The organism is Phreatobacter sp., from assembly GCF_027532945.1.
Classification (GTDB): Bacteria; Pseudomonadota; Alphaproteobacteria; order Rhizobiales; family Phreatobacteraceae; genus Phreatobacter.
Genome location: NZ_JAPZTZ010000015.1, coordinates 25,224 through 48,491 on the forward strand (window position 1 = coordinate 25,224; position 23,268 = coordinate 48,491).

Here is a 23,268-nt window from a genome sequence, read left to right on the forward strand (position 1 = left end):
GATACCGGGATGAGCGGGAGCTTCACGGCGGCCTGCGTGCAGATGCGCGCGGATATCGCGATCAAGCCGAGCGTCGACCAGGCCATCAGCCTGATCCGCGAGGCGGCGCGGTCCGGGGCGCAGTACGTCCAGACGCCGGAAATGACCAACATCCTCCAGCCGGAGCGGCCCAAGTTCTTCGAGGCCATCCGGACGGAGGACCAGGATACGTCCATCCCGCTGTTCCAGTCCGAGGCCATGCAGCTCGGCATCTGGCTGCATATCGGCTCGCTGGCGATCAAGATCGGCGAGAAGCAGGCGGCCAACCGCGGCTATGTCATCTCGCCCGACGGCGAGGTGGTGGCGGCCTATGACAAGATCCACATGTTCGACGTGGATCTGCCGAACGGCCAGACCTACCGGGAATCGGCGGCCTATGCGCCGGGCGACGTCGCCGTCATGGCCGACCTGCCCTGGGCCCGGCTCGGCGTCACCATCTGCTACGACCTGCGCTTTCCCAATCTCTACCGGACGCTGGCCGAGCAGGGCGCGGGGATCATGGCGATCCCCTCCTCCTTCACCGTGCCGACCGGCGAGGCGCACTGGCACGTGCTGATGCGGGCGCGGGCCATCGAGAACGGCGCCTTCGTCATCGCGGCGGCGCAGGGTGGACAGCATGCCTGCGGCCGCTCCACCTATGGCCACAGCCTCATCGTCGATCCCTGGGGCCGCATCCTCGCCGAGGCCGATCACGACGAGCCGGCGGTGATCCTCGCCGAGATCGATCCGGCGAAGGTCGGCGACACCCGCGGCCGCATCCCCTCGCTCGCCAATGGCCGCGTCTTCCGCGTCGCAGACGTCCCATGATCAAATATGCCCTCGCCTGCTATCAGGCCCATGCCTTCGAGAGCTGGTTCCCCTCCTCCGACAGCTACGAGACGCAGCATGCCCGCGGCCTCGTCGCCTGTCCGATCTGCGGGTCCTCGAAGGTCGAGAAGGCGCTGATGGCGCCGCAGGTCGCCCGCAAGGACCGTGCGGCCGAGGCCGCGCCCGTGGCGAACGAGGCGGCGGGACCTGAGCAGGTCGCCATGGTCTCCCCCGCCGAGAAGGAGCTGCGCGCCCGGATCCGCGAGTTGCGCGAGGAGCTGATGAAGACCGCCGACCCCGTCGGCGACCGCTTCGCCGAGGAAGCCCGCAAGATCCATTACGGCGAGACGGAATTCCGCTCGATCTACGGCCAGGCGACGCCGGACGAGGCGAAGGAGCTGGCGGAAGAGGGCATCGCCTTCCACGCGCTCCCGGTCCTGCCCGACGAGCGCAACTGACGCGGCTGCGGCGTCGCGCGGGCTTTGCCGCGGGCGCGCCGGCCTGCTAGGGCGGTAGCTCCGAGGAGATGCCCATGGTCCGCCCCGTCCTGTCCGCGTTCGCCGTCCTTGTCGCCCTGGCCGCTCCGGGCCATGCCGCGCCGCTCAGCGCCCGGATCGCCAATGAGAGCGTGGCGACGCTCTGCGCCGAGGAGGACAATGTCGACCTGCGCCTCTCTGCGCCCAATGTTCGCCGCTTCCGCATCGAGGCCAACCACCCGGCGGTCATCGGCACCATCGTGCAGGATACGACGGCCCCCGACTTCACCGACTGCACCATCACCGACAAGGCGGATTTCCGCTTCACGCCGCGCAATGTGGTGATGCACGAGGACGAGAGGCTGAAGGTCGTCGGCATCACCTTCGACAAGTTCTGGCGGCCGGAGCAGGTGCCGGTGACGGTGGGTAACCGCACCGAGAGCGGCTTCCACCTGTTCCAGCTCTTCGTGAAGGACGGCACGGCCGCCCCTTACGAGTTCCTCGTCATGTATCCGGTGGACGGCTACTGGCGCATCAAGCCGCGCCCGCCGGCCCATCTTCCCGACATCGTCTATGGCACCTCGGCGCTGATCGGCCCGATCGAGGTCATGCAGCGGCCGGTGGTGAACCTCTCGGCCATCCGCTTCGACCCGGCGACCATGACCTTCACCCTCACCTTCCGCGCCGGCGGCAGCGCCACGGTGAAGGTCGCGGAGATCGACCGCACCCGCGTCGCCCTCGACGTCACGATGGACCGGCCGGTGGCGAACGGCCCCTTCGCAGGGCTCCGCTCCATGTATGTCACCGAGACCAATGCCGACGGCGCCCGCGTCGAGTGGCGCGCGGCCGGCGCCAACCGCTGGCAGGAAGCTCCTGTGATGGACTTCCGCGGCGGCGAGGGCATCGAGATGAAGCTGACCCGCGCCGTGCCGAGCCGCCACAACACCTCGTCGCCGGATTATCGCTTCATCGGCTTCGCCGACTGAGCCATCCAGCGACGGGAACGCCGATCCAACGACAAGAAGCCCTGACGGGCGGGAGGACAGCATGAAGGCCATCGTGATCGAGGGGTTCGGCGATCCCGCCACCACCATCCGCCTTGTCGACCAGCCGGAGCCGGCGGCGCCGGGCGCGGGCGAGGTGACGGTGGAGATGCTGGTGCTCAACATCAACCCCTCCGACCTCCTGCAGATCCAGGGCCTCTACGGCACCTCGCGGCCGCCGCTTCCCTTCATCCCCGGCGGCGAGGCGGTCGGCCGCATCGCGGCGGTGGGCGAGGGTGTCAGCGGGCTTGCCGTCGGCGACATCGTCTCGCCGATGATCCTCAATTGCTGGCTGGAGCGGGTGACGCTGAAGGCAGCGCTCGTCATGAAACTGCCGGCCGATATCGACCTGAAACAGGCGGCGATGTTGAAGGGCAATCCGGCCACCGCCGAGGCGCTGCTCTCCGACCAGGTGGCGCTCCAGCCCGGTGACTGGCTGATGCAGAACGCCGCCAATTCCGCCGTCGGCACCTTCCTCGTCAAGCTCGCGGCCCAGCGCGGCATCCACACGCTCAATGTCGTGCGCCGCGAGAGCGCGGTGGCCGGCGTCAAGGCGGCGGGCGGCACGGCGGTCCTCGCCGATGCGCTCGACGATCCCCGCGCCTTCCGCAAGAAGGTCATGGAGGCGACCGGCGGCGCGCCGGTGAAGCTCGCCATCGACGCCATCGGCGGCGCGGCGACCGGTGTCATGGCCGGGGCGCTCGGCGATGGCGGCACGGTGGTGAACTACGGCCTGCTCTCGGGGGAAGCCTGCCGCATCGACGCCCAGCACCTCATCTTCCGCAAGATCAGCCTCAAGGGCTTCTGGCTCATCCACTGGTTCCAGGAGGCGGGCCGCGCCCGCATCGCCGAGACCTATGGGCGGATCGCCCGCGGCATGGCCGATGGCACGCTGACGACGCCGGTCTCGGCCGTGGTGCCGATGGAGGAGGCGACGCGCGCCATGCAGCTCGCCGGCGATGGCGGGCGCGACGGCAAGGTGCTGATGGTAACGGCAGCCGGGCGCAGCCTCGGCGTCGCCTGAGGCGGATCAGGGCCGGCGCGTCAGCCCGAGCCGTTTCGCCGCGATCCTGTCCAGCCAGCGTGCCGGCAGGATCAGCGGCAGGATCCAGTTCATCAGGGGCGCCGGGGTGATGGTGTAGCGCACCTTGGGCTTGTCGGCCGTCAGCGCCGTGTGGACGACCTCGGCCACGGCCTCGGGCGGCAGGGCATGCTTCGCCCGGCCGAGCACCTCGGCCTCGAAGCGGTCGATGAGCGGGCCGTAGAAGGTCGCCTGGTAGCGCGCCTTCTCCACCGCACCGGCCGACTTCTCCCAGATGGGCGTGGCGATGGGGCCGGGGCCGACGATGACGACGTCGACGCCGAAGGGCATGAGCTCGCGGCGCAGCGCGTGGCTCGTCGCTTCCAGCGCGTGTTTGGAGGCCGAATAGCCGCCGACGAAGGGCCAGGAGAGCTTGCCCGAGACCGAGGACATCATGACGATGCGGCCGGGTGTGCCCTTGAACCCCTCCTCGGCGCCGAGCAGCGTGCCGAAGGCCTGGACGGTGGCGATCTGGCCGAGGACATTGACCTTCCACTGCCGGTCAAGCTCGTCCAGCGGCTGGTGCAGGAGGGGCCCGGGGAGCGAGATGCCGGCATTGCAGACGAGGCCGGCGAGCGGCTTGCCATCGAGCAGGCCGGCGACCGTCGTCGCGGCGCGCGACAGGCTGTCGGGATCGGTGACGTCGGCGATGAGCGGCGTGAAGGCGGGGCCGAGCGCCGCGTCGAGCCGCTCGGCATCGTCCATGCGGCGCACCGTGCCGAAGACGCGCCAGCCGCGGCGCACGAGGTCGGTGGCGATGGCCTCGCCGATGCCGGTCGAGACGCCGGTGACGACGCAGGTGCGCATGGCCTATTCCGCCGCCCGCTGGCCGCCGACGCCGAAGCGCTTCTCGATATAATCGATGACCATGGCCTTGAAGTCGGCGGCGACCGTCGGCCCGCGCAGGGTGGTGACCTTGACGCCGTCGACGAAGACGGGGGCGGCCGGGTTCTCGCCGGTGCCGGGGAGCGAGATGCCGATATCGGCATGTTTCGACTCGCCGGGGCCGTTGACGACGCAGCCCATCACCGCGACGTTCAGCACCTCGACGCCGGGATAGCGCGTCTTCCACTCCGGCATGGACTGGTGGATGAAGCCCTGGATGTCCTGGGCGAGCTCCTGGAACAGCGTCGAGGTGGTGCGGCCGCAGCCCGGGCAGGCAGCCACCAGCGGCACGAAGGTGCGGATGCCCATGGTCTGCAGGATCTCCTGCGCGACCTTGACCTCCAGCGTGCGGTCGCCGTTCGGCTCGGGCGTCAGCGAGACGCGGATCGTGTCGCCGATGCCGTCCTGCAGCACGACGCCGAGGGCGGCGGCGGAGGCGACGATGCCCTTCGAGCCCATGCCGGCCTCGGTGAGGCCGAGATGCAGCGCATAGGTCGAGCGCGAGGCGAGCATCCGGTAGACGGCGATGAGGTCCTGCACCGCCGAGACTTTCGCCGAGAGGATGATGCGGTCCTGCGGCAGGCCGATCTCCACGGCGCGTTCGGCCGAGAGCAGGCAGGACTGCACCATGGCCTCGTGCATGACGGCGCGGGCGTCGAGCGGGTTCGCGCTCCTGGCATTCTCGTCCATCAGGTGGGTGAGCAGCTCCTGGTCGAGCGAGCCCCAGTTGGCGCCGATGCGCACGGCCTTGCCGTGCTCGATCGCCTTCTCGACGATCATCGAGAATTGCCGGTCCTTCTTGTCCTTGAAGCCGACATTGCCGGGATTGATCCGGTACTTGTCGAGCGCCTCGGCGCAGGCCGGATGGTCGGAGAGCAGCTTGTGGCCGATATAGTGGAAGTCGCCGACGAGGGGCACGGTGACGCCCATGCGGGCGAGCTTGTCGCGGATATGCGGCACGGCCGCGGCGCTCTCGTCACGGTCGACGGTGATGCGCACCAGTTCCGAGCCGGCGCGGGCGAGCGCCGCCACCTGCCGCACCGTGCCGTCGATATCGGCCGTGTCGGTGTTGGTCATGGACTGGACGACGATCGGTGCGCCGCCGCCAACCCGAACACCTCCGACATCGACCCCGATGGTGGAATGCCGCTGCTTGACGCCAAACGCTGCGATCATCGCGCGATCTCTCCGTCTCGTGTCTCCAGCACATAAACCGGCCGGGCGGACGACGCCAGCATAGCGTTGCGACGCCCGCATGGCACGTGGCGGACAGGGCAGCCAGCCAGCCCCAAAAAGCATGGATCTGAACAGCCAAATCAGACCGGAGATGGCACATTTTAACGAATGATCAACGCGAAGCTGATGTGGTTTTCACGCGTTAACCTTGGGGATCCACATGCGCGCCCTCAGTCTCCGCGGCAAGCTGGTCGCGGGCTTCGCCGGACTTATCGCCATCTCCGCGGTCTCGGCGGCGGTGTCGGTCTGGATGGCCCAGGACATCGCCTCGCGGCTCGAAGCCGTGGCGCATCAGAGATCACCCGTCGCGCTGCTTGGCGCCCGCATGGTGGCGATGGTCAACCAGGCCCGCATCGTCGTCGCCGAACAGGTCATCGACGCCAAGCCGCAGAACCTTTCGATCTGGGAGCAGACCTGGACGGAACTGTCTCAGGCCCGCGACCAGATGGACCGGTTCGCGACGGGCTTCGCCTCGGCGGAGGACCGCGCGCGGTGGCAGTCCATCCGTCCCTCCTTCGACGAGATGAGGGCCTCGCAACGCCGCCTGATGAACATCATCGGCACCGACGAGCATTTTCCGGCACTTGCGGCCTATGAGCGTGACGTGGTCCCGCGCCTCCAAATGCTGGAGGAGGCACTGACGACCCTGGTCTCGCATGAGATCGACAAGGGGGCCGAGGCTTCCGAGCAGGTCATGTCGATCGTGGTCACACTGCAGGCCAGGACACTGTCCGCGGTGCGCGACCTCGGCAGCTATGTCCATTCCGGCCGCGAGGCCGAAAAGGCCCAGTACGAGCAATCCTGGGCCCGCGCCCAGTCCAGAATCACCGATCTCGGCATCTTCGGCGGGACACTGACCTCGGCGCAGATGTCCGCGCTCGACAAGGTCCGCGCCTCGATGTCAGCGATCCGCGACGGTGCCAATGACGCGATCGAACTGCGTGGCGACCAGGGCTGGAACGCGCCCCTCGCGCTCATGCGCAGCGAGGTAATGCCGCTCGCGGACAGGATCCTTGTCGCGCTCGAGGGACCGGCGGGCGCAAACGGCATCCGTTCAGGCGGACTGATCCATGCCCAGATCGACCTGCTCAACACCGATGCGCGGTCGGCCGCTGATTCCGCCAACAGGCTCGCCCTGCTCCTGGCCGTTGCCGCCGGACTGTCGCTGGCCGCAGGCCTTGCCATCGCTCTCCTGCTCGCCCGGATGATCGTCAAGCCGATCGCCGGGATGACCACCGCCATGCAGGACCTCGCCGCAGGCCGCCTCGGCGTGGTGGTTCCCGGCACGGGGCGCGGCGACGAAGTGGGCGCCATGGCGAGCGCCATGGAGGTGTTCCGCGACACGATGGCCGCCGCTGAGGAGGCGCGCGCCACGCAGGACGCGGCGCGTGCCTTGGAGGCCGAGCGCCTCGCCCGCCGCAACGCCATCGCCGAGGATTTCGTCGCCCGGATGAGCGCACTGGCCGAAACCTTCACCGCCTCCTCGGCGCGGGTCGAGGACGCGGCGCGCGACCTCTCGACCACGGCCGGGGAAACGACCCGCCAGGCCGGCGAGGTGGCGGAAGCCGCCGACAGCGCCGCTGCCAATGTGCAGACGGTCGCCGCCTCGACCGAGGAGCTCGCGGCCTCGGTGCGGGAAATCAACGCGCAGGTGGTGAAATCGTCCGAGAGCGCCGAGAAGGCGGTGGAGGACGCCCGCGTCACCGAGGGGCAGATCCGTCATCTCGCGGAAGCGGCCGACAAGATCGGCGACGTCATCAACCTGATCAAGGCCATCGCCGACCAGACCAACCTCCTCGCGCTCAACGCCACGATCGAGGCGGCGCGGGCAGGCGAGTCCGGCCGCGGCTTCGCCATCGTCGCGCAGGAGGTCAAGAGCCTCGCCGCCCAGACGGCGCGCGCCACCGAGGACATCGCCACCAAGGTGGCGGAGATCCAGGGCGCGACGGCCGAGACGGTGGATTCCATCGACGCCATCGCCCGCACCATCGGCCAGATCCGCGAGATCACCGCGGCGGTCGCCGGTGCGGTGGAGGAGCAGGGGTCGGCCACGAGCGAGATCGCCGACAATTGCCAGCGCGCGGCGGGGGCTGCGGCCGGCGTCACCGGCACGATCGGCGGCGTCGCGGAGGCGGCCGAGGCGACGGGGCGCTCGGCCGAGGGGCTCAGCGCCCTTGCCGGCGACCTGTCCGCCAGCGCCGGCACGCTTCAGGCGGAGGTCTCCTCCTTCGTCGAGGCGCTGAAGGCCGCCTGATCCGGCGGCCTCAGGCCGGCCCGCAATGGGCGCAGCGGCCGAACATCTCGACGACGCGGCTTGCCGGCGTGAAGCCCGCCGTGGCGGCGATGGCTGACAGGTCCTTCTCCACCGGCGCGCCGGAGGCCTCGGCGACGCAGCCGCAGGCATCGCAGATCATGAAGACCACGAGATCCGGCCCCTCATGGCGATGGGCGCAGGCGATATAGGCGTTGCGGCTCTCGATGCGGTGGGCGAGCCCCGCCTCCAGCAGGAAGTCGAGGACGCGATAGACGCTGATCGGCGCCGGGCGGCGGCCGGAGGAGCGGTGCATCTTCTCGATGAGGTCATAGGCGCCCATCGGCGCGGGCGAGGCCGCCAGATGCGAGAGCACCTCGCGGCGGATCGGGGTGAGCTTCAGCTTGCGCTCGGCGCAGCGCGCCTCGGCCACTGTCAGCACGTCGACCGGCGGGTGGCCGTGCTCGCAGGCGTGGTCGTGGTCGTGGTGGTGTCGCGTCTTCAGCATCCGCAGCGTCTTCACAAAAACCTGAACCGTTACTCTATCACGCGTCGGCACCTCCCCCCAAACCGCCGCGTTCGTGTTGCATTGCGAAGGAGGGCGCGCCACTGATGGGGGCCCGCAGCATCGAGGAGATGGGTATCATGAGCCTTTCGGGAAAGAGCGCGATCGTCACCGGATCGACCAGCGGCATCGGCCTTGCCATCGCGACCGCGCTGGCCAAGGAGGGCGTGGACGTCATGCTGAACGGCCTCGGCGACGCCGCCGAGATCGAGGCGACGCGCGCGAAGCTTGCCGCCGCGACCGGCCGCACCATCCTCTTCTCCCCCGCCAACATGATGAAGCCCGACGAGATCACCGGCATGGTGCGCGAGGCCGAAGCCAAATTCGGCAAGGTCGACATCGTCGTCTCCAATGCCGGCATCCAGCATGTCTCGCCGGTGGAGGATTTCCCCACGGAGAAGTGGGACGCCATCCTCGCCATCAACCTCACCGCCTCGTTCCACCTGACCAAGGCGGTGGTGCCGGGCATGAAGGCGCGCAAGCACGGGCGCATCGTCAACATCGCCTCGGCCCATTCGCTGGTCGCCTCACCGTTCAAGTCGGCCTATGTGGCGGCGAAGCACGGCCTGCTCGGCTTCACCAAGACCATCGCGCTGGAGCTTGCGACCTTCGGCATCACCGCCAATTGCATCTCGCCCGGCTATGTCTGGACGCCGCTGGTCGAGAAGCAGATCCCCGACACGATGAAGGCGCGCAACATGACCAAGGAGCAGGTCATGAACGACGTGCTGCTGGCGGCGCAGCCGACCAAGCAGTTCGTGCAGGTCGAGGAGGTCGCGGCGCTGGCACTGTGGCTGTGCTCGGATGCCGCCAAGAACATCACCGGCGCCAACAATGTCATCGACGGCGGCTGGACCGCCGCATGAGCGAGACGGCGACGAAGCGCGTCTCGCTCGCGCTCCAGGGGGGCGGCGCCCACGGCGCCTTCACCTGGGGCGTGCTGGACGAGATCCTGCGCGACGGGCGGCTGGAGATCGAGGGCGTCACCGGCGCCTCGGCGGGGGCGGTGAATGCCGTGCTCCTCGCCGATGGCCTCGCCGAGGGCGGCCCCAAGGCGGCGCGGGAGCGGCTGTCGCGGTTCTGGAAGGCGGCCTCGCTCGATGGCTCCATGCCGGCGCTGCAACGCCGCGCGCTGGACCGGCTGTTCTCGGTCATGCCCTTCGAGGGCTCGCTGATGCAGAGCTGGGTCGACCAGGTGCAGCGCTATTTCTCGCCCTATGACCTCAATCCCTTCGACATCAATCCGCTGGAGGACCTCATCCGGTCCTTCGTCGATTTCGACCGGCTCGCCGCCTTCGACGGCATCAAGGTGTTCATCTCGGCGACCAATGTGCGCACGGGAAAGCTCACCATCTTCCGGCGCGAGACGATCACCTGCCGGGCGGTGATGGCGTCTGCCTGCCTGCCCATGCTGTTCAAGGCGGTGGAGATCGACGGCACGCCGTTCTGGGACGGCGGCTATATGGGCAATCCGCCGCTGTTTCCGCTCTACCGGACCACCGAGACCGAGGACATCCTCCTCGTGCAGATCAATCCGATCCTGCGCCAGGAAACGCCGACCTCGTCGCGGGACATCATGAACCGCATCAACGAGATCACCTTCAACTCCTCGCTCCAGGCCGAATTCCGCGCGGCGGCCTTCGTCGCCCGGCTGGTGGACGAGGGGCGCCTGCCGCGCGGCCGCAGGCAAGGCGCCTACAAGCGCATCCACCTCCACCGCATCGCGCTGTCGGAGGCGCTGGAGGGCCTGACGGCCGGGTCCAAGGTGGTGACCGACTACGATTTCCTGCTGAGCCTGCACGAGGCGGGCAAGAAGGCAGCGCGGAAGTTCCTCAGGACCAAGTTCGACAAGATCGGCGTGCAGTCAACGGTGGACCTGGAGGCCGAGATCGCCGCGGAATGGGCGTCCTAGGAGCCCGAGGGCCGGAGGAGTTTTCTCGGGCAAAGCCGTCCCTGATGTTTCAGGGCCGGTTCGGATCGACACCCATCAGCGCAGCCGCGCGCTCCACCACCGCCTCCTCCAGCTCGGCGGCCGAGCCGTCGGCCAGCACCACGCTCCACATCATGTCGACGATGCGACGGCGGCCCTGCTCGTCCAGCCGATTGGCGAGATGTTCGGCCTGGGCCGTCCAGTTGCCGCCGGCGGCCTCATGGTCCATGGCGCTCTCGATGAGCCGGTCGGTGTCAGGGCCGGTGAGGTCGAAGCCGGCGGCGAGGACCGTGCGCAGCCGGTCGCGCTCGGCCGGGGCGATACGGCCGTCGACCGCCATGACATGGACGAGGAGCACCGCCGCGGCGAGGCGATAGTCGTCCTCGCCGAAGCGCGCGTGGGCGGGCTCCGAGAGGTCGGCGAGCATGGCGAAGAAGCGGTCGAGCATGGAGTGTCCGGTGGCTCGGTCGATCATCGCCGGTTGTCGGTCGTGGTGGCAAGGCCGGCGTGTCGTCGCGGCGGCAAGATCCGGCCGCGCATGGCGCCGCGGCGACGGGACGGGTTGGCGGCAAGCCCGCCGCGCGCTAGGAGACGCGCTCTGCATCCCGGCAGTTTCCCAAGGAGAGAAGACCCATGGCCATCGAGCGCAAGCAGGTCGGTCCGCGCATGAGCGGCGCCGTCGTCCACGGCAACACCGTCTATCTGGCCGGCCAGGTGGCGCACAAGGCGGCCGGCAAGTCGGTCACCGAGCAGACCAAGGAGATCCTCGAGACCATCGACGCGCTCCTCGCGGAATGCGGCACCTCCAAGCAGAACCTGCTCTCGGCCAACATCTGGCTGACCGACATGTCGACCTTCGCCGAGATGAACGCCGTCTGGGACGGCTGGGTCGTCGCCGGTCACACCCCGGCCCGCGCCACGGTCGAGGCGAAGCTCGCCGCGCCGCAGTACACCGTCGAGATCATGGTCGTCGCCGCGAAGTGACGACCGCGCTTCCGGGCGCCTGAACGACAAACGGCCGGGGCTCGCCCCGGCCGTTTTGCTTGTGGGGAGATACCTGGATCAGGCGGCGCGGACGCCTTCGAGGAAGGAGCGGATCTCGAGATCCAGCGCCTGGGCTTCCTCGCCAAGACGGCCGGAGAGCGTGCGCACGTCCTCGGCCGTGGCCTGGGCGGACTGCGCCGTGCCGCCGACGCGGCCCATGGCCTCGGCACCGCCGCGCGTCTCGTCGGAGGCGCGGTTGACCGCTTCGGCGATGGTGGCAACGGCGGCGTTCTGCTCCTCGACCGCGGCGGCGACGGAGGCGGCGATGCCGCGCATCTCACCGATCACCTGATTGACCTTCTCGATGGCGTCGACCGCATCGCCCGAGGCCATCTGGATGGCGCCGATCTGGCTGGCGATTTCCTCGGTCGCCTTGGCCGTCTGGCTGGCGAGGCTCTTCACCTCGGAGGCGACGACCGCGAAGCCCTTGCCGGCCTCGCCGGCGCGCGCCGCCTCGATGGTGGCGTTGAGCGCCAAGAGGTTGGTCTGGCCGGCAATGGCCTGGATGAGGTTCACCACCTCGCCGATGCGGCTGGCGGCCTGGGCGAGCGAGCCCATGGTCTGGGCGGTGCGCTCGGCCTCGGCGACGGCGGTGTCGGCGACCTGGGTCGACTTGCCCGCCTGCCCGGCGATCTCGGCGATGGAGGCGGCGAGTTCCTCGGCCGCGGCTGCGGCGGAGGAGACCGACGCGGCGGCCTGTTCCATGGCGCCCGAGGCGGTGACGGCCTCGCTGGTGACGGCGCCGGAGGTGGTGTCGAGCTGGTCGGAGGCGCCGTCGAGCTGGCCGGAGGCGCTGCGCAGCGCGCCGAGCGACTTCTCCGCCGCATCCTCGAAACCGCGGATCAGGCCGTCGACCGTGGTGGCGCGGCGGTTGCGGGCCTCGACCTCGGCGATCTGCTCGGCGGCGAGACGCTCGCGCTCGATGGCATTGTCACGGAAGACGAGGACGGCGCGGGCCATCTCGCCGAGCTCGTCGGTCGCCTCGGTGGAGGGCACGACGACGGAGGTGTCACCGCCGGCGAGCTGGCGCATGGCGCTGGTGATGCCGCCGAGCTGGCGGGTCATGGAGCGGCCGAGCACCATGGCGATGATGCCGCAGAGGACGACCGCGGCGGCGATGATGCCGATCATCAGCATCTGCATCTCGGACTGGGCCTCGAGGCGAGCGTCATTGGCGCGCGTCTTGCCGGCGTCGGCGGCCGAGACGAGCACGTTGGTGGTCTGGTCGAGGCGGGTCAGCAGCGTGTCGAGCTGCTTGACGGTCTGCTCGACCGTGCGCGACCCCTCGACATAGGAATCGAGTGCCGGCCAGTAGATCTCGCCGGCCTTGAGCAGCTCGGCCTTGGTCGCCGGGGCGACGACCGAGCGGTTGACCTCGTTGATGAACTTGGTGCGGGCCTGGCGGAAAGCCTCCAGGTCGCTGTCGAGGCCACGCAGCATGAAATCCTTCTCGTGGCGGCGCATCTGCAGCACCTGCTCGAGGATGCCGGCGCCGTCGTCGAAGTTCTGGGCGACGCGGCGGGACTGATCCTCCAGCATCTTCACCGACTCGTTCATCCGGCCGGTGAGGCCCGAGGTGTCGTCGGTGCCGAGGGTCTCGATGGTGACGCGCACGAGGTCGAAGGCGGAGCCGGCCTCGCCGAGCTGCTTCAGCGACTGCTCGATCTCGCCCTGAAGCGAGGCGGCCTGCGGCTTGCGGCGGGCCTCGCCGAGCGCGAGCATGGCTTCCATGCGGGCGCGGGAGAAGTTGGTCGTGGCAGCCTCGGTATAGCGCTCGGCATAGTCGACAGCGGCGAAACGCAGGTCGCGCACGGCGGCGCGGACCCTGGCGGCGTCGGTGGCAAGGCCGGAGAAGCCCTCATAGGCCTCGAAGGCCTGGGCGCCGGCCTTCTGGCCGTACCAGGCGGCGCCACCGGCGGCGAAAACGCCGGCAATCGGCACGAGCGCCAGCAGCGCGATCCGCATACGGATGGACAGAGACGGCATCCTTGCTATGGTCAAGCTTCTCCCTTAGGGCCGGCGGCAGTGTGCGGTTGAACCGTTAAGGAAGACCTATCATGGGTGGGTGCCGTTCTGTTTTTCGGCACGTTTTCAGCGGCTTGCCCCATAGGCTTCTTCCCCAGCGTCAGGTGATTGTCTTTCGCTGGCGGTGCTCGTAGGGTCCGCGCCCCTGCATTCGAGACGCCCATGTCCCTCGCCGTCCGGGCGGTGCCCTTCCTCTTCGTGCTCGCCTGGTCCACGGGCTGGATCGTCGCCGGATTCTCGGCGCGGCTCGCCGATCCCCTGTGGTTCCTGTTCCTGCGCTTCTCCATGGCGGCGGCGGTGATCGCGGCCATCGCGGTCGTGATGAGCGCTCCCTGGCCACGATCGCGACAGGAGATCGGCCACGCCATGATGTCCGGCGTGCTGCTGCACGCGCTCTATCTCGCGGCGGTGTGGTGGGCGGTCGCCAATGGCGTGCCGTCGGGCGTGTCCGGCATCATGGCGGGCCTCCAGCCTGTCATGACCGCCCTGCTCGCCCCCGCCATCCTCGGCGAGCGGATCACCGCGCGTCAGGGGGTGGGCGTCGCGCTCGGCTTCCTCGGCATCGTGCTGGTGCTCACCCCGAAGCTCGTGGGGGTCAGCCCGCAGACCTTCGAGGCCATCGTCACGCCGCTGGTGGTCAATGTCCTCGGCATGATCTCGGTGACGGCCGGCACCTTCTACCAGAAGCGCTTCGTCTCCGGCGGCGACATGCGGACGACGACGACCTGGCAATATGTCGGCGCGGCGCTGACCATGCTGCCGCTGTTCCTCGTCTTCGGCCGCGTCGAGGCCGAGTGGAACCAGACGCTCATCCTCACCATGGCCTGGTCGGTGCTCGCCCTGTCGGTGGGCGGCATCTTCCTCTTCCTCTACCTGATCCGGCGGGGCGAGGTATCGCGCGCCACCGCCTATATCTATCTCGTGCCGGCGGTCTCGGCGCTGATGGCCTATCTGTTCTTCGGCGAGACGCTGACGACCGTGCAGCTCGTCGGCATGGCAGTGACGGCGGCCGGCGTCTGGCTGGCCACGCGGCAGGGCTGAGGCGTCATAGACCTATTTCCCGGATCACCGGTCATTTGCCGGATTGTCACGCGGCGCTTGCGCGTTATTTTGCGTTGCAGCAACCACAAGACCGATCGAGGGAGCCACCATGAGCGCCGCGCTTGCCATGAAGGACATGCCCGCCAACATCCATGACCTCGCCCGCGGCGCCGTCGTCGCGGTGGATGCGGTCCTGGCCGATGCGACGGCCGCCGTGCGCGCCCTGGTGACCGAGAACGGCCGCATCTCCAACGCCGCCATCGAGCGCGAGCAGCGCGCCACCCACGGCCTCGCCTGGCTGGCGACCTATGTGGAGAGCGTGCGCCAGCTCGCCTCCTATGCGGAGCGCCTCAGCGAGGCCGGCACTTTCGGGGAGCTCGAGGACCTCATCGTCCGAATCGGCCTTGGCGAGTATCTGAGCCAGATCCTCGGCGGCATCCCGATGAACCAGGGCGAGGTGGTGCGCCCCGTCGATGTCGGCCTCACCGTCGCCGATGTCGCCCGCCGCTTCGCCGGGGCCGCCGACACGCTGATCGCCACCGGCAACACGGCGGCGAACCGCGCCCGCCTCGCCGTGCTGGTGCAGGAGCAGGAATCCTCCGGCCATTTCGGCGACCCGGCGCTCGACGAGACCCTGGTCGCGATCCGCGACGAGATGCGCAAGTTCTCGGTGGCGGAGGTGCTGCCCCATGCCCATGAATGGCATCTGGAGAACGCCTATATCCCGCTCGACGTGGTGGGCAAGCTCGCCGAGCTCGGCGTCTTCGGCCTGACGCTGCCTGAGAGCTATGGCGGCATGGGCCTCGGCAAGGAGAGCATGTGCGTCGTCTCCGAGGAGCTGTCGCGCGGCTATATCGGCGTCGGCTCGCTCGGCACCCGCTCGGAGATCGCCTGCGAGCTGATCCTCGCCGGCGGTACGCAGGCGCAGAAGGACCACTGGCTGCCGAAGATCGCCTCGGGCGAGATCCTGCCCACCGCCGTCTTCACCGAGCCGAATACCGGCTCGGACCTCGCCTCGCTGAAGACCCGCGCCGTGCGCGACGGCGATGTCTACAAGGTCTCCGGCAACAAGACCTGGATCACCCATCCCGTGCGCGCCGACGTGATGACGCTGCTGGTGCGCACCAACCCGGAGGAGCCCGGCTACAAGGGCCTGTCCATGTTCCTCGCGGAAAAGCCGCGCGGCACGGACGAGACCCCCTTCCCGGCCGAGGGCATGTCCGGCGGCGAGATCGAGGTGCTCGGCTATCGCGGCATGAAGGAATACGAGATCTCCTTCGACGGCTTCGAGGTGAAGGCCGATAACCTGCTCGGCGGCGTCGAGGGCCAGGGCTTCAAGCAGCTGATGCAGACCTTCGAGGCCGCCCGCATCCAGACGGCGGCCCGCGCCGTCGGCGTCGCGCAGGCCGCGATGGACCTCGCATTGCGCTATGCCCAGGAGCGCATCCAGTTCGGAAAGCCGCTGATCGCCTTCCCGCGCGTCTCCGACAAGATCGCGATGATGGCAGTGGAGGTGATGATCGCCCGCCAGCTCACTTACTTTTCGGCGCGCCAGAAGGACCTCGACCGCCGCTGCGACCTCGAGGCCGGCATGGCGAAGCTCCTCGGCGCCCGCATCGCCTGGGCGGCGGCGGACAATGCCCTGCAGATCCATGGCGGCAACGGCTTCGCGCTGGAATATCCGGTGAGCCGCGTGCTCTGCGACGCGCGCATCCTCAACATCTTCGAGGGCGCGGCGGAGATCCAGGCGCAGGTGATCGCCAGGCGGCTGCTCGACGGCGGGAACTGACGGCAACAACCGGCGGCCGGGGAAGCCCGGCCGCGTCAGGCGCTTGCCGTCACGCCCCCGAATAGAGCCGCTTGATGGCGTCGGCGTATTTCGCCTCGATGGCCTTGCGGCGCACCTTCATCGTGGCAGTGACCTCGCCGTCGTCGTGGTCGAGTTCCTTGTCGAGGATCTCGAAGCGGCGGATGTTGGAGACCTGCGCCAGCGTCTCGTTGGCCTTGTCCACCGCCTCCTGCACCAGCGCCACGACCTGCGGGGCCTGCGACAGGTTCTTGTAGTTGGTGAAGGCGATGCCCTTCATCTCCGCCCATTTTCCGACCGTGTCCATGTCGATCTGGATGAGGGCGGCGACATATTTCTGGCGGTCGCCGAAGACGATGCATTCCTTGATGAAGGGGCTCATCTTCACCGCGTGCTCGATCTCGGTCGGCGACAGGTTCTTGCCACCGGCGGTGATCATGATGTCCTTCTTGCGGTCGACGATCTTGAAATGGGGACCGTTCATCTCGGCGACGTCGCCGGTGTGCAGCCAGCCGTCGACGATGGTGGCGCGGGTCGCCTCCTCGTTCTTGTAGTAGCCCTCGAAGATGGCGGCGCCCTTGGCGATGATCTCGCCGTCCTCGGCGAGGCGCACCTGCGTGCCGTTCATCGGCTGGCCGACCGTGCCGACCACCACGTCCTCGACCTTCTGGCCGAGAATGCCGCCGGAGGTCTCGGTCATGCCGTAGATCTCCACCAGCGGCACGCCGAGGGTGCGGAAGAAGCGGATCACCTCCGGCGAGATCGGCGCGGCGCCGGTGAAGGCGATGCGGCAGCGGGTCAGGCCGATGGCATTGTTGAGCGCGCGGAAGACGGTGAGATAGGCGAAGCCGAACTTCACCCGCTCGGCGAGCGACCACTGGCTGCGCGGCTTGTCGGCGAAGGGGGCGCAGAGGCCGAAGGCGGTCTTGTAGAGCCACTTCTGGACCGGGCGCGCCTCGTACATCTTCACGCGGATGCCGGAATGCATCTTCTCCCAGATGCGCGGCACGCCGAGGAAGCTGGTCGGGGCGACCTCGCGCAAGTCCTCCTGCACGGTGCGCAGGGACTCGCCGAAATTCACCTGGCTGCCGGTATAGAGCGGGCCGAAAATGGTCGTCGCCTGCTCGGCGACGTGGCAGAGCGGCAGGTAGGACAGCGTCGACCAGCCGGCGCCGATGCCGTAGCGCTCGATCAGGCCATTGGCGCCGGCGCGGATGTTGCGGAAGGAGAGCATGGCCCCCTTCGGCTTGCCGGTTGATCCAGAGGTATAGATGAGCAGAGCAATATCGGAGAGGCTGTGGTCGCGCATCAGCGTCTCGATGACGCCGGGCTCCTTCTCATAGGCCGCGCGGCCCAGCGCCTCGACCTCGTCGAAGGTCATGACGAGGCCCGGCTCGTAGCCGGCAAGGCCGCGGTTCTCCAGCGCGATGATCTTCACGATCTTCGGCAGATCGGCGCGGGCCTCCACCACCTTGTCGATCTGCTCCTGGTCCTCGCAGACGACGATGGTGCAGTCGGCATGGTCGAGGACATAGGCGACCTCGTTGGACGGGCTCGTCGGGTAGACGCCGACCGTCACAGCGCCGAGGACGCCGGCGCCCATCTGCGAGAGCACCCATTCGATGCGGTTCTCGGAGATGACGCCGACATGGCCGCCGCGCGCCAGGCCGAGTTCGCGGAAGCCGAGCGCCACGTGGCAGGAGCGCTGCCAGTACTCGGCGAAGGTGGTGGGCTGCCAGATGCCGAAGCGCTTCTGGCGGATGGCGATGTCGGAGCCGCGCTCGGTCGCGTGCTTCTTCAGCATCTCGACGACGGAGAGCGGCGGCAGGGCGGCGGCCGGATCGGCGGCGGCCGCCGAGCCAGCGGCCTCGCGCGCCATGTCGAGCTTGAGGACGGTTGCGGTCATGACAGCCACCTCTTGCGCCGCTTGTAGTGCTTGATGTCGCGATAGCTCTTGTGGGACAGGCCGAGATAGAATTCCTGGACGTCGCGGTCCGAGGTCAGCTTCTCGGTCGGCCCGTCGATGACGATGCGGCCGGTCTCCATGATGTAGCCGTAATGGGCGATGGAGAGGGCCACGGAGGCGTTCTGCTCGACGAGCAGCATGGAGACGCCCTCCTCGGCATTGATGCGGGCAATGATGGCGAAGATCTCCTCCACCAGCAGCGGCGCGAGGCCGAGCGAGGGCTCGTCGAGGAGGATGACGCGGGGTTTGGCCACGAGGGCTCGGCCGATGGCCAGCATCTGCTGCTCGCCGCCCGACAGATAGCCGGCAATGGATTTGCGCCGCTCGGCGAGGCGCGGGAAGTAGCGATAGACGATGTCGAAGTCCGGCGCGATGTCGCGGCCGGTCAGCGCATAGGTCGCCGCGGTGAGGTTCTCCTCCACCGTGAGGTCGGCGAAGATGCGGCGCCCCTCCATGACGTGGAACAGGCCGCGGCGCACCAGCGTGTGCGGCGCGGTCTGCTCGACCGCCTCGCCGTCGAAGGTGATGCGGCCCTCGGTGACGAGGCCGTTCTCCATGGGCAGCAGCGCCGAGACCGCCTTGAGCACGGTCGACTTGCCGGCGCCGTTGGAGCCGAGCAGGGCGACGATCTTGCCCTTCGGCACGGCGAGCGACAGGCCGCGCAGGGCCTGGATGGCCTTGTTGTAGACCACCTCGATGTTGTTCACCTCGAGGATGAGGTCGCCGGTGGCAGCCATGGCTCTCTCTGGCATTGCGGGAAGGGGCCGGGCGGCGACATGGCCGCCGCCCGGGATGCGGATCAGGCGCCGGCGGAGATGGTGATCCAGTCCGAGGCCGGCTTCAGCACCTTGTCGGCGGCCGAGTACTGGTAGACGCGGCCATGCGGGAAGGAGTTGCCGACCATGGAGATCGGCACGCCGACGACGCCGCCGGTGTCGTAGTTCTTCAGCGCGCGGGCATGCTTCATCATGTTGACCGCGTTGAGCTCCTCGTTGGCGGCGAGGGTGCGCCTCAGCACCTCGACCGCCAGCATGGCGTTCATCCAGCCCTGGTAATAGGCGTGGGTGCGGGTCTTGCCGACATTGGCGGCGCGGATGGCATCGACCTGGGCGCCCTGGGCATTGGCGTCGAAATTGTAGCAGGAGACGCCCATATAGCCGTCGGCGGCGGCGCCGGCGCGGTTCATCAGCACGGTGTCGGTGGAGTAGAACGTGCCCATGAAGCGCGAGGTCATGCCGGCCTGGCGGGCCTGGGCCATGAACTCTGGGATCGGCTGCAGCACGTAGCCGTGGAAGATGACGTAGTCGGGATTGCGACGACGGATCTTCAGCACGTCGCCGGAGACGTCGACCGAGCCCGGCTGGGTGACGATCTTCTCGACCACGTTGAGCTCGAGGCGCCTGGCCTCGGCCTCGCCGGCGGCGATCGGGTCACGGCCGAACTCGGTGTCCGAGTGCACGAAGACAACGCTCGCGCCCTTCTTCTGGCTGGCGATGTAACGCAGCAGCACGCGGAACTGGTCGGAATAGTTCGGGCCCGGGATCCACTGGTTCGGGAAGGCCTGGGGATTGTCGATCTCCGAGGCGAAGGAGGCGCCGGCCATGACGGTCGAGCCGCGACGGTTCAGCTCGGGATTGATGGCCTTCTGGAAGCCGGTGGAGTCGCCGAAGAAGACCGGCGTCTGATGCTGCGAGGTGATGCGGGTGAAGATGGCGACGGCGTTGTCGACGCGGTAGCCGGAATCCTCGTTGACGTAGCGGATGCGACGGCCGCCGACGCCGCCGGCGCGGTTGACGAACTCGAAGTGGTCGCGGCCACCCTCGAAGCCCTCGACGCCGGCGAAGGCGAAGACGCCGGACATGGGGTTGGCGGCGCCGATGACGAGCTCGGGGGCCTGGGCGAAGGCGCGGCCCGAGGCGGTCGAGACGAGCGCGGCGCCGAGGCCGAGCTGATGGAATGCACGGCGGGACAGACGGGTCATGGGTGTCTCCTCTGGGGTTATCGTCCGCCTTGGTGGCGGTTCTTGTGGGTTGGGCTCACGTCCTGAACGGCCACAGGGCGAAGTAGCGGCGCGTCCTGCGCCACATCTCCGCGAGACCCATGGGTTCGAAGATGAGGAAGCCGATGATGAGCAGGCCGAAGATGATGGCCCGGACCGGCGCGAGATAGATCGAGGCGTCCGGGAACCACGGCACCAGGGCAGTGGCCGAGAGCTTCAGGAATTCGGGGATCAGCGTCATGAAGACGGCACCGAAAATGCCGCCGATGATGGTGCCGGCGCCGCCGACGATGACGGCGGCAAGGAAGAAGATGGAGGCGAGAGCGGGGAAGCTCTCCGGCGTCACGACGCGGAAGAGATAGGCCCACAGGCCCCCCGCCACGCCCGCATAGAAGGAGGAGATGGCAAAGCTCGTCAGCTTGTACTTGAGCAGCGAGATGCCGATGATTTCCGCGGAGATGTCGCGGTCGCGAATGGCGATGAAGGCGCGGCCGACTCGGGTGCGGAAGAGGTTCTTCGCCGCCAGCACCATGATGACGGTGATCGGCATGACCAGCCAGTAGAGCCGGTCCGGCGTCGCCAGCTCGATGCCGGCAATGGTGGCGGTCGGCACGTTGAGGCCGCGCAGGCCGCCGGTCACCGGCGTCCAGTTGAGGAAGATGAAGCCGAGGATGACGGAGGCCGCCAGCGTCGCGATGGCAAGGTAGAGGCCCTTGATGCGCAGCGAGGGCAGGCCGACGAGATAACCGATGAAGGCGGCAACCGCGCCGGCGAGGACGAGGTTCAGGAGGACCGGTGTGTCGAAGCGCCCGTCGAAGAAGGCGACGGTGTAGGCGCCGACCGCCATGAAGGCGGCATGGCCGAGGCTCACCTGGCCGGTATAGCCGGTGAGGATGTTGAGGCCGGTGGTGGAGATGACATTGATCATTACCAGCACGGCGAGGAACATCCAGTAGTTCGAGCCGTGCAGGGGGAAGAGCACGAGGGCGGCCAGCAGCAGGCCGAACCAGACCTTCTGGGTGTCGGTCTTGAACAGACCCTGGTCGGCGGCGTAGCTCTCCTTGGCGGTCGCGACGCGCATGATCAGAGTCTTTCAATCTCATGCGTGCCGAACAGGCCATAGGGCCTGACGACCAGCACGATGAGCAGGATGGAGAAGGTGGCGAGCAGCTTGAACTCGCCGCCCATGAAGCGGCCGACCATGGCCTCCAGCCAGCCGATGAACAGGCCGGCGATGAGCGCGCCGAGGATCGAGTCGAGGCCGCCGACGATCACCACCACGAAGACCGACAGGCCGAAGAGGCCCATGGCCGAGGAAATGCCGCCGACCGAGCCGACGAGGATGCCGGCGAGCGCCGCGACGGTGGCGGCGAGCATCCAGGAGAAGGAGAAGACGCCGGGCACGTCGATGCCGACGGACGAGGCCGCAGCGCGGTCGGTCGCCGTGGCGCGCAGCGCGATGCCGCCGCGCCAGAAGGCGAAGACGGTGATGAGCACCGCCATCACCGCCGAGGCGATGAGGAAGGAATAGGCGGTCTTCGAGGGGATGAAGGCATCGCCGAGAAGAACCGGCTGCTGCGGCAGGAATTCGGGAAGCCGCCGCGGCTCGGCCGACCAGACCAGCTCCACGACACCGATCAGCACGGAGGTCAGGCCGATCGTCACCATGAAGACGGAGACCGGATTGTCCTTCAGCAGCGGGCGGATCATCGTCCGCTCGATGACGCCGCCGATCAGTGCGGCGACGACGAGGGTCGCCGGCACCGAGGCCCATATGGGCAGCGCCAGGCCCGCCGAGAAACCGTAGAAGACGAAGGCGCCGATCATCAGCATCTCGCCGATGGCGAGATTGATGACCTTGGTGGCCTTGTAGATGATGACGAAGGCGACGCCGGTGAGCGCCATGAGCGAGCCGGTGCCAAGGCCGGCAAGGCTCGTCTCGACGATGTCGATGAATTCGATCGCCATCACGCCACCTCGCTCACGGGGGCTGCGTCCGTGCCATTGCGGGGATCACCGGAGCCGCCGAGATAGGCCTTGATCACGTCGGGGTTCGCGCGCACCTCGGCTGGCGTCCCGGCGGCGATGCGGCGGCCGAAATTCAGCACGCAGACGTGGTCGGAAATGTCCATGACCATGCCCATGTCATGCTCGACGAGGAGGACGGTGACGCCCCATTCGTCGCGCACATCGAGGATGGCGCGGGCCATGTCCTCGGTCTCCTCGCGGTTCATGCCGGCCACCGGCTCGTCGAGCATGAGGATGCGCGGGCGCATGGCCAGCGCCCGGGCAAGCTCGACCTTCTTCTGCAGGCCGTAGGGCAGGATCGCCACGGGAACGTTGCGGATGTGGTCGAGCTCGAGGAAGTCGATGACGTCGCGCTCGATCTCGGCGCGCAACTCCATCTCCTCGCGCCGGGCCTTGCCCCAGTAGAGGAAGGCGTCGAACACGCCGGTGGTCAGGTGCGCGTGGCGGCCGAGCTTGATGTTGTCGAGCACGGTCATGCCGCGGAACAGCGCGATGTTCTGGAACGTGCGGGCAAGGCCGAGCTTGGCCCGGTCGCGGGCGGGGACGCCGGTGATGTCCTGCCCGTCGAGCAGCACGCGCCCGGTCTTCGGCTTGTAGAAGCCGGAGATCGAATTGAACGCGGAGGTCTTGCCGGCGCCGTTCGGTCCGATCAGGGCGGTGATGGAGCCCGGCTCGACATGCAGCTCGATGCCGTCGAGCGCCTTCACGCCGCCGAACTGCAACGACAGGTCCTCGACATCGAGGCGCGCGGCTGGCGGCCGCACAGGCGCGGCCGGATGCAATGGCGACACCGCCATCTCCTCCCTGGAAGGCTCCCCGCGGCTTGATGCCGTCTTTGGTCGCCGATGCGTTCCCGCACGGCCGGTCACCGGTCCGTGCGGCGCAAAAACTACCCGAGGGTATGGCGAGGTCAATGCAAATCCGTACGGAAAGGACCGGATTCCGCCCTTTGGAGGATGGCGCGTGGTCGCACCCCCGGGGGAAACGCTGAAAACCTCGGCTGATCGACAGAGCAGGCGCGGAAAGAGGCGCGAGCCGCCCAGCC

At 68.3% G+C, this 23,268-nt stretch carries 21 protein-coding genes; 10 read left to right on the top strand and 11 right to left on the bottom strand.

Features of this window, described 5'->3' with window-relative positions; genetic code table 11:
* Positions 1 to 9: 9 nt before the first annotated feature.
* The 4 genes from O9344_RS11910 (at position 10) to O9344_RS11925 (ending at position 3,389) form a co-directional block, all read left to right on the top strand.
* Positions 10 to 846, top strand: a complete 837-nt coding sequence (locus O9344_RS11910; RefSeq protein WP_298477139.1) for a carbon-nitrogen hydrolase family protein — start codon at positions 10 to 12, stop codon at positions 844 to 846.
* Positions 843 to 1,304 carry a DUF1178 family protein gene (locus tag O9344_RS11915; protein ID WP_298477143.1) on the top strand — a complete coding sequence of 154 codons (462 nt, stop codon included), beginning with the start codon at positions 843 to 845 and terminating at the stop codon, positions 1,302 to 1,304. The genes O9344_RS11910 and O9344_RS11915 overlap by 4 nt, the downstream gene beginning before the upstream one ends.
* Positions 1,305 to 1,378: 74 nt before the next feature.
* Positions 1,379 to 2,308: a hypothetical protein gene (locus tag O9344_RS11920; RefSeq protein WP_298477146.1), complete on the top strand. Its 930-nt coding sequence runs from the start codon at positions 1,379 to 1,381 to the stop codon at positions 2,306 to 2,308.
* A gap of 61 nt (positions 2,309 to 2,369) precedes the next feature.
* Positions 2,370 to 3,389 (top strand): zinc-dependent alcohol dehydrogenase family protein, encoded by a 1,020-nt coding sequence (locus tag O9344_RS11925; protein WP_298477149.1) that lies wholly within the window; start codon positions 2,370 to 2,372, stop codon positions 3,387 to 3,389.
* A gap of 6 nt (positions 3,390 to 3,395) precedes the next feature.
* Here the strand turns inward: O9344_RS11925 and O9344_RS11930 are convergent, their stop codons facing one another.
* Positions 3,396 to 4,253, bottom strand: a complete 858-nt coding sequence (locus tag O9344_RS11930) for an SDR family NAD(P)-dependent oxidoreductase (RefSeq protein ID WP_298477152.1) — start codon at positions 4,251 to 4,253, stop codon at positions 3,396 to 3,398.
* A 3-nt stretch (positions 4,254 to 4,256) separates the two neighbouring features.
* Positions 4,257 to 5,507, bottom strand: a complete 1,251-nt coding sequence (gene ispG, locus O9344_RS11935) for a flavodoxin-dependent (E)-4-hydroxy-3-methylbut-2-enyl-diphosphate synthase (RefSeq protein ID WP_298477155.1) — start codon at positions 5,505 to 5,507, stop codon at positions 4,257 to 4,259.
* Positions 5,508 to 5,727: 220 nt separating this feature from the next.
* Here ispG and O9344_RS11940 point away from each other — a divergent pair, with 220 nt between their 5' ends.
* Entirely contained in the window at positions 5,728 to 7,821 is a 2,094-nt protein-coding gene (locus O9344_RS11940; protein ID WP_298477158.1) for a HAMP domain-containing methyl-accepting chemotaxis protein, read from the top strand.
* A 10-nt stretch (positions 7,822 to 7,831) separates the two neighbouring features.
* Here the strand turns inward: O9344_RS11940 and O9344_RS11945 are convergent, their stop codons facing one another.
* Complete coding sequence (locus O9344_RS11945) at positions 7,832 to 8,326, bottom strand: transcriptional repressor (RefSeq protein ID WP_298477161.1); 495 nt, start codon at positions 8,324 to 8,326, stop codon at positions 7,832 to 7,834.
* A gap of 128 nt (positions 8,327 to 8,454) precedes the next feature.
* Here O9344_RS11945 and O9344_RS11950 point away from each other — a divergent pair, with 128 nt between their 5' ends.
* On the top strand, positions 8,455 to 9,249 hold the full coding sequence (locus O9344_RS11950; protein WP_298477473.1) for a 3-hydroxybutyrate dehydrogenase: 795 nt from the start codon (positions 8,455 to 8,457) through the stop codon (positions 9,247 to 9,249).
* The gene (locus tag O9344_RS11955; protein WP_298477163.1) at positions 9,246 to 10,295 is read left to right on the top strand and encodes a patatin-like phospholipase family protein; all 1,050 of its coding nucleotides are present in this window, start codon (positions 9,246 to 9,248) and stop codon (positions 10,293 to 10,295) included. The genes O9344_RS11950 and O9344_RS11955 overlap by 4 nt, the downstream gene beginning before the upstream one ends.
* Positions 10,296 to 10,344: 49 nt before the next feature.
* Here the strand turns inward: O9344_RS11955 and O9344_RS11960 are convergent, their stop codons facing one another.
* Positions 10,345 to 10,761 carry a TerB family tellurite resistance protein gene (locus O9344_RS11960; protein WP_298477166.1) on the bottom strand — a complete coding sequence of 139 codons (417 nt, stop codon included), beginning with the start codon at positions 10,759 to 10,761 and terminating at the stop codon, positions 10,345 to 10,347.
* 185 nt (positions 10,762 to 10,946) lie between these two features.
* On the opposite strand from O9344_RS11960, the gene O9344_RS11965 reads away from it, so the two are divergent.
* Entirely contained in the window at positions 10,947 to 11,297 is a 351-nt protein-coding gene (locus O9344_RS11965; RefSeq protein WP_298477169.1) for a RidA family protein, read from the top strand.
* 78 nt (positions 11,298 to 11,375) lie between these two features.
* Here the strand turns inward: O9344_RS11965 and O9344_RS11970 are convergent, their stop codons facing one another.
* Positions 11,376 to 13,343, bottom strand: coding sequence for a methyl-accepting chemotaxis protein (locus tag O9344_RS11970; RefSeq protein ID WP_298477172.1), 1,968 nt, complete (start codon positions 13,341 to 13,343; stop codon positions 11,376 to 11,378).
* A gap of 201 nt (positions 13,344 to 13,544) precedes the next feature.
* On the opposite strand from O9344_RS11970, the gene O9344_RS11975 reads away from it, so the two are divergent.
* Positions 13,545 to 14,423 (top strand): DMT family transporter, encoded by an 879-nt coding sequence (locus O9344_RS11975; protein WP_298477175.1) that lies wholly within the window; start codon positions 13,545 to 13,547, stop codon positions 14,421 to 14,423.
* A gap of 109 nt (positions 14,424 to 14,532) precedes the next feature.
* Positions 14,533 to 16,212, top strand: coding sequence for an acyl-CoA dehydrogenase family protein (locus tag O9344_RS11980; RefSeq protein WP_298477178.1), 1,680 nt, complete (start codon positions 14,533 to 14,535; stop codon positions 16,210 to 16,212).
* A 49-nt stretch (positions 16,213 to 16,261) separates the two neighbouring features.
* On the opposite strand, the gene O9344_RS11985 is transcribed toward O9344_RS11980, so the two are convergent.
* The 6 genes from O9344_RS11985 to O9344_RS12010 all read right to left on the bottom strand — a co-directional run bounded on the left by O9344_RS11985 (position 16,262) and on the right by O9344_RS12010 (position 23,014).
* Complete coding sequence (locus O9344_RS11985; protein ID WP_298477182.1) at positions 16,262 to 18,136, bottom strand: AMP-binding protein; 1,875 nt, start codon at positions 18,134 to 18,136, stop codon at positions 16,262 to 16,264.
* Positions 18,133 to 18,933 carry an ABC transporter ATP-binding protein gene (locus tag O9344_RS11990; RefSeq protein WP_298477185.1) on the bottom strand — a complete coding sequence of 267 codons (801 nt, stop codon included), beginning with the start codon at positions 18,931 to 18,933 and terminating at the stop codon, positions 18,133 to 18,135. The genes O9344_RS11985 and O9344_RS11990 overlap by 4 nt, the downstream gene beginning before the upstream one ends.
* A gap of 62 nt (positions 18,934 to 18,995) precedes the next feature.
* The gene (locus O9344_RS11995; protein WP_298477188.1) at positions 18,996 to 20,177 is read right to left on the bottom strand and encodes an ABC transporter substrate-binding protein; all 1,182 of its coding nucleotides are present in this window, start codon (positions 20,175 to 20,177) and stop codon (positions 18,996 to 18,998) included.
* A 55-nt stretch (positions 20,178 to 20,232) separates the two neighbouring features.
* Complete coding sequence (locus O9344_RS12000) at positions 20,233 to 21,276, bottom strand: branched-chain amino acid ABC transporter permease (RefSeq protein WP_298477219.1); 1,044 nt, start codon at positions 21,274 to 21,276, stop codon at positions 20,233 to 20,235.
* A 2-nt stretch (positions 21,277 to 21,278) separates the two neighbouring features.
* Positions 21,279 to 22,163, bottom strand: a complete 885-nt coding sequence (locus O9344_RS12005) for a branched-chain amino acid ABC transporter permease (protein ID WP_298477221.1) — start codon at positions 22,161 to 22,163, stop codon at positions 21,279 to 21,281.
* Positions 22,163 to 23,014, bottom strand: coding sequence for an ABC transporter ATP-binding protein (locus O9344_RS12010; protein WP_298477224.1), 852 nt, complete (start codon positions 23,012 to 23,014; stop codon positions 22,163 to 22,165). The genes O9344_RS12005 and O9344_RS12010 overlap by 1 nt, the downstream gene beginning before the upstream one ends.
* Positions 23,015 to 23,268: the final 254 nt, after the last annotated feature.

What these genes read in the sequence shown, in the direction of transcription:
- O9344_RS11910 (WP_298477139.1), top strand. Translation starts at nt 10, where the DNA reads ATGAGCGGGAGCTTCACGGCGGCCTGCGTGCAGATGCGCGCGGATATC.
- ispG (WP_298477155.1), bottom strand. Translation starts at nt 5,507, where the DNA reads ATGATCGCAGCGTTTGGCGTCAAGCAGCGGCATTCCACCATCGGGGTC.
- O9344_RS11945 (WP_298477161.1), bottom strand. Translation starts at nt 8,326, where the DNA reads ATGCTGAAGACGCGACACCACCACGACCACGACCACGCCTGCGAGCAC.
- O9344_RS11930 (WP_298477152.1), bottom strand. Translation starts at nt 4,253, where the DNA reads ATGCGCACCTGCGTCGTCACCGGCGTCTCGACCGGCATCGGCGAGGCC.
- O9344_RS11940 (WP_298477158.1), top strand. Translation starts at nt 5,728, where the DNA reads ATGCGCGCCCTCAGTCTCCGCGGCAAGCTGGTCGCGGGCTTCGCCGGA.
- O9344_RS11950 (WP_298477473.1), top strand. Translation starts at nt 8,455, where the DNA reads ATGGGTATCATGAGCCTTTCGGGAAAGAGCGCGATCGTCACCGGATCG.
- O9344_RS12005 (WP_298477221.1), bottom strand. Translation starts at nt 22,163, where the DNA reads ATGGCGATCGAATTCATCGACATCGTCGAGACGAGCCTTGCCGGCCTT.
- O9344_RS11990 (WP_298477185.1), bottom strand. Translation starts at nt 18,933, where the DNA reads ATGGCTGCCACCGGCGACCTCATCCTCGAGGTGAACAACATCGAGGTG.
- O9344_RS11915 (WP_298477143.1), top strand. Translation starts at nt 843, where the DNA reads ATGATCAAATATGCCCTCGCCTGCTATCAGGCCCATGCCTTCGAGAGC.
- O9344_RS11970 (WP_298477172.1), bottom strand. Translation starts at nt 13,343, where the DNA reads ATGCCGTCTCTGTCCATCCGTATGCGGATCGCGCTGCTGGCGCTCGTG.
- O9344_RS11955 (WP_298477163.1), top strand. Translation starts at nt 9,246, where the DNA reads ATGAGCGAGACGGCGACGAAGCGCGTCTCGCTCGCGCTCCAGGGGGGC.
- O9344_RS11985 (WP_298477182.1), bottom strand. Translation starts at nt 18,136, where the DNA reads ATGACCGCAACCGTCCTCAAGCTCGACATGGCGCGCGAGGCCGCTGGC.
- O9344_RS11975 (WP_298477175.1), top strand. Translation starts at nt 13,545, where the DNA reads ATGTCCCTCGCCGTCCGGGCGGTGCCCTTCCTCTTCGTGCTCGCCTGG.
- O9344_RS11995 (WP_298477188.1), bottom strand. Translation starts at nt 20,177, where the DNA reads ATGACCCGTCTGTCCCGCCGTGCATTCCATCAGCTCGGCCTCGGCGCC.
- O9344_RS11980 (WP_298477178.1), top strand. Translation starts at nt 14,533, where the DNA reads ATGAGCGCCGCGCTTGCCATGAAGGACATGCCCGCCAACATCCATGAC.
- O9344_RS11920 (WP_298477146.1), top strand. Translation starts at nt 1,379, where the DNA reads ATGGTCCGCCCCGTCCTGTCCGCGTTCGCCGTCCTTGTCGCCCTGGCC.
- O9344_RS12000 (WP_298477219.1), bottom strand. Translation starts at nt 21,276, where the DNA reads ATGCGCGTCGCGACCGCCAAGGAGAGCTACGCCGCCGACCAGGGTCTG.
- O9344_RS11925 (WP_298477149.1), top strand. Translation starts at nt 2,370, where the DNA reads ATGAAGGCCATCGTGATCGAGGGGTTCGGCGATCCCGCCACCACCATC.
- O9344_RS11965 (WP_298477169.1), top strand. Translation starts at nt 10,947, where the DNA reads ATGGCCATCGAGCGCAAGCAGGTCGGTCCGCGCATGAGCGGCGCCGTC.
- O9344_RS11960 (WP_298477166.1), bottom strand. Translation starts at nt 10,761, where the DNA reads ATGCTCGACCGCTTCTTCGCCATGCTCGCCGACCTCTCGGAGCCCGCC.